The sequence below is a fragment of the Micromonospora sp. KC723 genome (assembly GCF_004348595.1).
GTDB lineage: Bacteria > Actinomycetota > Actinomycetes > Mycobacteriales > Micromonosporaceae > Micromonospora.
The window spans coordinates 1-8,760 of sequence record NZ_SMKD01000185.1 but is presented as its reverse complement, the minus strand read 5'-3'; the positions used below and the strand labels follow the sequence as shown (position 1 = coordinate 8,760).

Genomic DNA, 8,760 nt, shown 5'->3' with positions numbered 1-8,760 from the left:
CCCTGCCCACCCCGGTGCTGGCGTACGCGGTGCGGCACCTCGGCGCGGTCGCCGGGGTGATGGTGACCGCCAGCCACAACCCGCCGCAGGACAACGGTTACAAGGTCTACCTGGGCGCCCAGCTCGGCGGGGAGCTCGGTGCGGGAGCGCAGATCGTGCCGCCGGCCGACGCCGGGATCGAGGCGGCCATCAGGTCGGTCGGCCCGCTGGCGCGGGTGCCGCTCGGCCCGGTCGGCCAGGTGCTCGGCGACGACATGGTCGCGTCGTACGTGGACGGGGCCGCCGCGGTGGTGACGCCGGACGGACCGCGCGACCTGAAGGTGGCGTACACCCCGTTGCACGGGGTCGGTGCGGCGGTGCTCACGGCCGCCTTCGCCCGGGCCGGGTTCCCGGTGCCCGGAGTGGTGCCCGACCAGGCCGAGCCGGACCCGGCCTTCCCGACCGTCGGTTTCCCCAATCCGGAGGAGCCGGGCGCGGTGGACCGCCTCGTCGCGCTCGCCGACGTGACCGGCGCGGACATCGCGATCGCCAACGACCCGGACGCGGACCGCTGCGCGGTGGTGGTGCGGGATGACGGTGCCTGGCGGATGCTGCGCGGCGACGAGGTCGGTGCGCTGCTCGCCGACCACCTGATGCGGCGCGGCGTGACCGGGCTGTACGCCACCACCATCGTGTCGTCGTCCCTGCTGCGCGCGATGTGCGCGGCCCGGGGCCTGCCGTACGACGAGACGCTGACCGGGTTCAAGTGGATCGTCCGGGCCGGCGCGGGTGAGCATCCGCTGGTCTTCGGGTACGAGGAGGCGCTGGGCTACTGCGTCGCGCCGGGGCAGGTCCGCGACAAGGACGGCATCACCGCCGCGCTGACCGTCGCGGAGCTGGCCGCCGAGCTGAAGGCGCGGGGCCGTACCCTCACCGACCGTCTCGACGAGCTGGCCGCCGAGTTCGGTGTGCACCACACCGACCAGCTCTCGGTCCGGGTGGACGACCTGCGGGTGATCGCCGACGCGATGGCCCGGATCCGGGCGGCCACCCCGACGACGCTGCTCGGGCAGCCGGTCACCGAGGCGCAGGACCTGCTGCCCGGCTCCGACGTGGTGATCCTGCGGACCGCCACCGCCCGGGTGGTGGTCCGCCCGTCCGGCACCGAGCCGAAGCTCAAGGCGTACCTGGAGGTGGTGGAGCCGGTCGCGGGCGGCGGCGACGTCGCCGCCGCCCGCGACCGTGCCCAGGCCGCCGTCGGGACGCTCCGCGCGGAGGTCGCCGCCGCCCTCGGCGTGTAGCCGGCGGGGTCAGCGGCGCGGGCCGAGGGCGGCGTCGACGGCCTGGCCCAGGGTGGTGATGACGAGGGCCACGGAGGGACGGACCAGCGAGTCGTCCAGGCTGACGGTGCCGGAGAAGCCCGCGCCGCCGGCGATCTCCTCCAGCCGGCGGCGGGCGTCGACGGCGGCCTTCCCGGCCAGGCCGAGGGCCGGTTCCATCCGGAGCACCGCGACCAGGGTGGCCAGCGCGGCCGTCCGTTCGTCCGGGGGCTCACCACCGGCGAGTGCCGCCGCGAGCCGGAGTCGGGTGTCCTCCTCCACCGAGGGGTCCGCCAGGGGATAGCGGTGCACCACGATGAAGCCCAGCTCGGTTTCCTCGACGTGGCGCACCACACCCCGGTCGACCAGATCGTCGAGGATCCGGTCCCGCAGGCCGTGCCGGAGCCGCTGCACCCAGGACGACGGGGTGTGCGGGGTGTCCGCCGCGATCCGGGCGAGTACGCCGTCCAGGATCGGCTCGCCGACCGGCGTCGGGTCGGTCGCCACCAGCGACCCGTCGGCGTACGCGACCCGCCCGGCCAGGGCCAGCTCGACCAGGACGGCCGCGGCCATCCCCAGGTCGAGGCTGATCCGGGGCATGGTCGCCTTCCCCGTCTCGTCGTCGTACGCGAGCAGCAGCAGCTCTTCGGCGAGCGCAACACCAGTCATGCCCCGGAACGCTAACGGTTGCCCGCAGTTCCCGGGCCCCAACGCGCCCGCCCGCGATCGCCGTGCGACGCCGTGGTCGCCGCGGCGACCGGTGGGGTCAGAAGCGGGGCATGCCGCCGAACTGGCGGTCGCCGGCGTCACCGAGGCCGGGCACAATGAACTTGTTGTCGTTCAGGCCCTCGTCGATGGCGGCGGTGACCAGGCGCAGCGGCAGGCCGGAACGCTCCAGCCGCGCGATGCCGACCGGCGCGGCCAGCACGCAGAGCACGGTGATGTCGGTGCAGCCCCGGTCGGCGAGCAACCGGCAGCAGTGCTCCAGCGAACCGCCGGTGGCCAGCATCGGGTCGAGCACCAGCACCGGCAGGCCGGCCAGGTCCCGGGGCAGCGACTCCATGTACGCGCGCGGCTCGAACGTCTGCTCGTCGCGGGCCAGGCCGACGAAGCCCATGGAGGACTCCGGCAGCAGGCCGAGCGCGGCGTCGGCCATGCCCAGGCCGGCCCGCAGCACCGGCACCAGCAGCGGCGGGTTGGCCAGCCGGGTGCCCTCGGTGCCGGTGACCGGGGTCTGCACCGGGAACTTCTCGACGGGGAAGGAGCGCGCGGCCTCGTACACCAGCATGGTGGTGAGTTCGTGCAGCGCGGCCCGGAACGACGAGGAGTCGGTCCGGGCGTCCCGCATGGCGGTCAGCCGCGACTGGGCGAGCGGGTGGTCAATGACGTGTACGTCCACGATCGCTCAACCTACCGGTCCGTCGCGACCGTCACCCCGGGTGCGGCCCGACCAGCGACGGCGCTCACGTGTGGCGCTCACGACCAGGACGGCGTGACCAAGATCACCCAACCGGCCGGTGCGTAGTATTCGGGGCATGACGGCGACAGCGACGTCGGCCCGGTCGGACCTGTCCGAGCTGGGGCGATCCGAGACCGCTCTGCGGACCTTCCTGCACGGCCTGCCGGGCGTGGACCAGGTCGGCGCGGAGCAGCGGGCGGCACAGCTCGGCACCCGTTCCATCAAGACCAGCGCCAAGGCCCAGGCGATCGACCTGGCGATCCGGATGGTCGACCTGACCACCCTCGAAGGAGCCGACACTCCCGGCAAGGTCCGGGCCCTGGCCGCCAAGGCGCTGCGTCCCGACCCGGCCGATCCGTCCTGCCCGCACGTCGGCGCGGTCTGCGTCTATCCCGCGATGGTCCCGTACGTGGCGGAGGTGCTGCGCGGTTCCGGCGTACACCTGGCCAGCGTGGCGACCGCCTTCCCGTCGGGTCAGGCCCCGCTGGAGATCAAGCTGGCCGACACCCGGGCGGCCGTCGAGGCCGGCGCCGACGAGATCGACATGGTGATCAACCGGGGCGCGTTCCTGGCCGGTCGGTACGCCGAGGTCTACGACGAGATCGTGGCCACCAAGCAGGCGTGCCGGGACGCCCACCTCAAGGTGATCCTGGAGACCGGCGAGCTGGCCACGTACGACAACGTGCGCCGCGCCTCCTGGCTGGCGATGCTGGCCGGCGGCGACTTCATCAAGACCTCCACCGGCAAGGTCCCGGTCGCGGCGACCCTCCCGGTGACCCTGGTGATGCTGGAGGCGGTCCGCGACTTCCGCGCCGCCACCGGGCGACAGGTCGGCGTGAAGCCGGCCGGCGGCATCAAGACCACCAAGGACGCGATCAAGTACCTGGTCATGGTCAACGAGACCGTCGGCGCGGACTGGCTGGACCCGGACTGGTTCCGGTTCGGCGCGTCCAGCCTGCTGAACGACCTGCTCATGCAGCGCACCAAGCTGACGACCGGCGTCTACCCCGGTCCCGACTACTTCACCCTGGACTGAGCGTGATGTTCGAATACGCCCCCGCCCCGGAGTCCCGCTCGGTGGTGGACATCAAGCCGACGTACGGGCTGTTCGTCGACGGTCGGTTCGTCGACCCCACCGACGGCGGTAGTTTCAAGTCGATCAACCCGGCCAGCGAGGAGGTGCTCGCCGAGGTCGCCGAGGCGGGCGCGCAGGACGTGGACCGCGCGGTCCGCGCGGCCCGGACGGCGTACGAGCAGGTCTGGGGCCCGATGCCGGGCCGCGACCGGGCCAAGTACCTGTTCCGGATCGCCCGGATCATCCAGGAGCGCTCCCGCGAGCTGGCCGTGCTGGAGTCGCTGGACAACGGCAAGCCGATCAAGGAGTCCCGCGACGTCGACCTGCCGCTGGTCGCAGCGCACTTCTTCTACTACGCCGGCTGGGCCGACAAGCTCCCGTACGCCGGCTTCGGGCCGGACCCGCGACCGGTCGGCGTCGCCGCGCAGGTCATCCCGTGGAACTTCCCGCTGCTGATGCTGGCCTGGAAGATCGCCCCGGCGCTGGCCGCCGGGAACACGGTGGTGCTCAAGCCGGCCGAGACCACCCCGTTGACCGCGCTGCTCTTCGCCGAGATCTGCCAGCAGGCCGAACTGCCCGCCGGCGTGGTCAACATCGTCACCGGCGCGGGCGAGACCGGCCGCGCGCTGGTCGAGCACCCGGGCGTGGACAAGGTCGCCTTCACCGGCTCCACCGAGGTCGGCCGGGCCATCGCCCGGGCCGTCGCCGGCACCCGCAAGAGGCTCACCCTGGAACTGGGCGGCAAGGCCGCCAACATCGTCTTCGACGACGCCCCGGTCGACCAGGCGGTCGAGGGCATCGTCAACGGCATCTTCTTCAACCAGGGGCACGTCTGCTGCGCCGGCTCCCGGCTGCTGGTCCAGGAGAACGTCGCCGACCGGGTGCTGGAGTCGCTCAAACGCCGGATGGCGCAGCTGCGGGTCGGCGACCCGCTGGACAAGAACACCGACATCGGCGCGATCAACTCCGCCGCGCAGCTCGCCCGGATCCGGGAACTCTCCGACGCCGGCTCCGCCGAGGGGGCCGAGCGCTGGTCGCCGCCGTGCGAGCTGCCCGAACGGGGCTTCTGGTTCGCGCCGACCATCTTCACCGGGGTCACCCAGGCGCACCGGATCGCCCGCGAGGAGATCTTCGGCCCGGTGCTGTCCGTGTTGACCTTCCGCACCCCGGCCGAGGCCGTCGAGAAGGCCAACAACACGCCGTACGGCCTGTCGGCCGGGATCTGGACCGACAAGGGTTCCCGGATCCTGTGGATGGCCGACCGGCTCCGCGCCGGCGTGGTGTGGGCCAACACGTTCAACAAGTTCGACCCCACCTCGCCGTTCGGCGGCTACAAGGAGTCGGGTTACGGTCGCGAGGGCGGCCGGCACGGGCTGGAGGGCTACCTCAGTGTCTGAGCGGGTCGCGGTACGCAAGACGTACAAGCTCTTCATCGGCGGGAAGTTCCCGCGCAGCGAGTCGGGACGGTCGTATCTCGTGCAGGACTCGAATGTGTCGCTGGCCTCCCGCAAGGACGCGCGGGACGCCGTCGTGGCCGCCCGCGCCGCCGCGAAGGGCTGGGCCGGCGCGACCGCGTACAACCGGGGTCAGATCCTCTACCGGGTGGCCGAGATGCTGGAGGGCCGCCGCGAGCAGTTCGTGGCGCTCGGCGTGCCGGCCGACGAGGTCGACGCCGCGACCGACCGCTGGGTCTGGTACGCCGGCTGGTCCGACAAGCTCCCCCAGGTGTACGGCGGAGCGAACCCGGTCGCCGGCCCGTACTTCAACCTGTCCGCGCCGGAGCCCACCGGCGTGGTGGCCGTGGCGGCCCCGGAGTCCCCGGCGCTGCTCGGCCTGGTCAGTGTGATCGCCCCGGCGATCGTCACCGGGAACACGGTGGTGGTGGCGGCCTCGCCGTCGGCGCCGCTGGCGGCGGTGACCCTGGCCGAGGTGCTGGCCACCTCGGACCTGCCGGGCGGGGTGGTGAACATCCTGACCGGTCATCCGAAGGAGACCGTGCCGACGCTCGCCAGCCACCTGGACGTCAACGCCATCGACCTGACCGGGGTTGCCGACGCCGACCTGGCGACCGAACTGGAGGTCAGCGCGGCGCAGAACCTCAAGCGGGTGCTCCGTCCGGCGCCGGCCGGCCACGACTGGTCCGCCGACCCGGGCATCACCCGGATGACCGCGCTGCTGGAGACGAAGACGGTCTGGCATCCCAAGGGGGTGTGACCGGGTGCCGCCCCGGGGACTTCTACTACGGGGGGTAGGATTGGGGGCGTGACTCGGCTCGGTGATCTCGAACGTGCGGTGATGGACGTGCTGTGGGACTCGGTGCCCACCACGTCGGACGGGGTGACCGTACGCGAGGTCGCCGACGCACTGGACGGGCGCGAGCTGGCGTACACCACGGTGATGACGGTGCTGGACCGGCTCGCCGGCAAGGGCATGGTGCAGCGTGAGCGGGAGGGGCGGGCCTGGCGATACCGGGCCGCCGCCAGCCGCGAGGCGCACATCGCGCAGCTCATGCTGGACGCCCTCGACCTCGGCGGCAGCCGGGACGCGGCGCTGGTCCGGTTCGCCCGATCGGTGACCGGCACCGAGGCCGACGTGCTCCGCGCGGCGCTCGGGGCGCAGGCCGGGCTCACCGACCGGGTCGACGGCCCGCGCGCCGGGCGGGCGAGGCGCGCCGACGAGGCGACGGACCGGTAGGGCGGCAGCCGTGGCCTTCGCCGTGCACTTCGCCGCGTCGATGCTGGCCTGCTGGTTGACCGCGCAGGTGCTCGCCGCCTCCACCTGGCCGTGGCGCGCGCCCCGGGTGGCCATCGTCTGCTGGCAGGCGGTCGGGCTGGCGCTCGGGCTGTCCGCGATGGGCCTGCCGATGGCGTGGGGTCTGGCCCCGTACGACCGGCCGACCGGCGGCGCCCTGCTCGCCCTGGCCACCGACCTGACCCACGGCACGCTCCCGGTCGGGGTGGGCCCCGTGCATCTCGGGCTGGTCGGGGTCGGGTTCGGCATCGGCGTGGTGCTGCTCGCCACCACCGTGCGCAGCGTCCACGCGACGGTTCGCGCCCAGCGCCGGCACCGGAACCTGCTCACCCTGGTCGCCCGCCAGGATCCCACCGTACCGGGCGCGCTGGTGCTGGACCATCCGAGCGCCGCGGCGTACTGCCTGCCCGGGGTGCGGCCCCGGGTGGTGGTCAGCGCCGGCACGCTGGACCTGCTGGACCGGGCCGAGCTGGCGGCGGTGCTCACCCACGAGCGGGCGCACGCGCAGGAGCGGCACGACCTGGTGCTGCTGCCGTTCACCGCGCTGTGCCGGGCGCTGCCCTGGTTCCGTTGGGTCCGCGACGCGCACGAGCGGGTCGCCCTGCTGGTCGAGATGCGGGCCGACGACAAGGCCCGGGAGTTGCACGCGGAGGCGTCGCTGGCCGGCGCGCTGCGCCGCTTCGCGGCCTGTGATGACCGGATCACCCCGGTCGGCGCGCTCGGTGTGGGTGACCGCGACCTGGACGTCCGGGTGCAGCGGCTGATGCTCGCCGACCGCCCGCCCCGGGTCATCGCGGCGACCGCGCTGGCCGTGGCGGCCACCCTGGTCGCCCTGCCGGTCTCCCTCTTCCTGAACTGAGCCGAGCCGGACGCGCCGCGCCCTCCGCCCGGGGCACCCCTAGGGATCCTCACCGACTGATAAGTAGCGATGCTACGTGTAGCTTGTCTACAAGAAGCGAGCCCACTCCCTGGAAGCGGTCATGGACACCCTGCTCCTCGCGCGCCTACAGTTCGCCACCACCACCTCGATCCACTTCCTCTTCGTGGTGGTCACCCTGGGCCTGGTCACCCTGCTGGTCGGGATGCAGACCGCCTGGTTCCTCACCGGCAACCCGGCCTGGGAGCGGCTGACCCGGTTCTGGGGCCAGTTGTACGTGATCAACTACGTCCTCGGGATCGCCACCGGGATCGTGATGGAGTTCCAGTTCGGACTGAACTGGAGCGGCCTGTCGCGCTACGTTGGCAACGTCTTCGGCGCACCCCTGGCGATCGAGACGCTGGTCGCGTTCTTCCTGGAGTCCACGTTCCTCGGCATGTGGATCTTCGGGTGGCACCGGCTACGTCGCGGCGTCCACCTCGCGCTGCTCTGGGGCGTCGCGCTCACCGCGTACGCCTCCGCCTTCTGGATCATGGTGGCCAACGCCTGGCTACAGAACCCGGTCGGCTACGAGGTACGCGACGGGATCGCCCACCTCACCGACTTCGGCGCGCTGCTCACCAACCCCACCCTCGGGATGGCCTTCGGGCACGTGGTCGCCGCCGCGCTGCTCACCGGCGGCATGCTGATGGCCGCGATCAGCGCCGGGCACCTGCTGCGTCGCACTCCCGACTTCGCGCTGTTCCGCACCTCGCTGCGGATCGGGCTGGTCACCGCCGCGCTGGCGGTGAGCCTGGTGCAGGGCTTCGGCTTCGCCCAGTTCGGCCCGGTCCGGCAGACCCAGCCCACCAAGTTCGGCGGCGATCCCACCGCCGACGCGCTGGTCGCCGACTGGACCGCCCGGTTCGGCCCCGGCGACTACACCCCGCCGGCGCTGTCCAGCGTCGGGCTCGGCTTCATGATCCTGATCGGTCTGGTTCTCGGCGGCGTCTGGCTCCTGCTGCCGCTGCTCTGGCGGGACTGGATCATCCGACTGCGGTTCCCGCTCTGGCTGCTCCTGTTCGCCGTGCCGCTGCCCTTCGTCGCGGTGATCCTCGGCTGGATCGCCCGCGAGGTGGGCCGCCAGCCCTGGGTGGCGTACGGCCTGCTCCCCACCGAACGGGCCGTCTCCGGGGTCTCGCCCGGTCTCATGCTCGCCTCGCTGATCGGCTTCACCCTGCTGCTCGGCACGCTCGCGGTCACCAACTGGGCGCTGCTCGCCCGGCACGCCGCCCGGGGTGCCGCCGACCCCGCCCTCGGC

The 8,760-nt window shown here is 73.0% G+C and carries 9 protein-coding genes; 7 read left to right on the top strand and 2 right to left on the bottom strand.

The features are described 5' to 3' along the window. Window positions 1–1,280, top strand: a 1,280-nt coding sequence (locus tag E1165_RS26300) for a phospho-sugar mutase (RefSeq protein WP_132394416.1), incomplete at its 5' end; no start/stop codon positions are given. 9 nt (window positions 1,281–1,289) lie between these two features. On the opposite strand, the gene E1165_RS26295 is transcribed toward E1165_RS26300, so the two are convergent. Then, entirely contained in the window at window positions 1,290–1,967 is a 678-nt protein-coding gene (locus tag E1165_RS26295; protein ID WP_132394415.1) for a GPP34 family phosphoprotein, read from the bottom strand. A 97-nt stretch (window positions 1,968–2,064) separates the two neighbouring features. Beyond that, window positions 2,065–2,697, bottom strand: a complete 633-nt coding sequence (gene upp / locus E1165_RS26290; RefSeq protein WP_132394414.1) for a uracil phosphoribosyltransferase — start codon at window positions 2,695–2,697, stop codon at window positions 2,065–2,067. Between the two features lie 136 nt (window positions 2,698–2,833). Here upp and deoC point away from each other — a divergent pair, with 136 nt between their 5' ends. The 6 genes from deoC to E1165_RS26260 all read left to right on the top strand — a co-directional run. After that, on the top strand, window positions 2,834–3,793 hold the full coding sequence (gene deoC, locus E1165_RS26285) for a deoxyribose-phosphate aldolase (protein WP_132394413.1): 960 nt from the start codon (window positions 2,834–2,836) through the stop codon (window positions 3,791–3,793). Window positions 3,794–3,798: 5 nt separating this feature from the next. Then, window positions 3,799–5,229, top strand: a complete 1,431-nt coding sequence (locus tag E1165_RS26280; protein ID WP_132394417.1) for an aldehyde dehydrogenase family protein — start codon at window positions 3,799–3,801, stop codon at window positions 5,227–5,229. Beyond that, window positions 5,222–6,046: an aldehyde dehydrogenase family protein gene (locus E1165_RS26275; RefSeq protein ID WP_132394412.1), complete on the top strand. Its 825-nt coding sequence runs from the start codon at window positions 5,222–5,224 to the stop codon at window positions 6,044–6,046. Before E1165_RS26280 ends, E1165_RS26275 begins: the two co-directional genes overlap by 8 nt. Window positions 6,047–6,094: 48 nt before the next feature. Then, window positions 6,095–6,526, top strand: coding sequence for a BlaI/MecI/CopY family transcriptional regulator (locus E1165_RS26270; RefSeq protein WP_132394411.1), 432 nt, complete (start codon window positions 6,095–6,097; stop codon window positions 6,524–6,526). A 10-nt stretch (window positions 6,527–6,536) separates the two neighbouring features. Beyond that, window positions 6,537–7,442, top strand: coding sequence for a M56 family metallopeptidase (locus tag E1165_RS26265; protein WP_132394410.1), 906 nt, complete (start codon window positions 6,537–6,539; stop codon window positions 7,440–7,442). Between the two features lie 121 nt (window positions 7,443–7,563). Further along, window positions 7,564–8,760: cytochrome ubiquinol oxidase subunit I (locus E1165_RS26260; RefSeq protein WP_132394409.1), on the top strand; the 1,197-nt coding region annotated here is incomplete at its 3' end.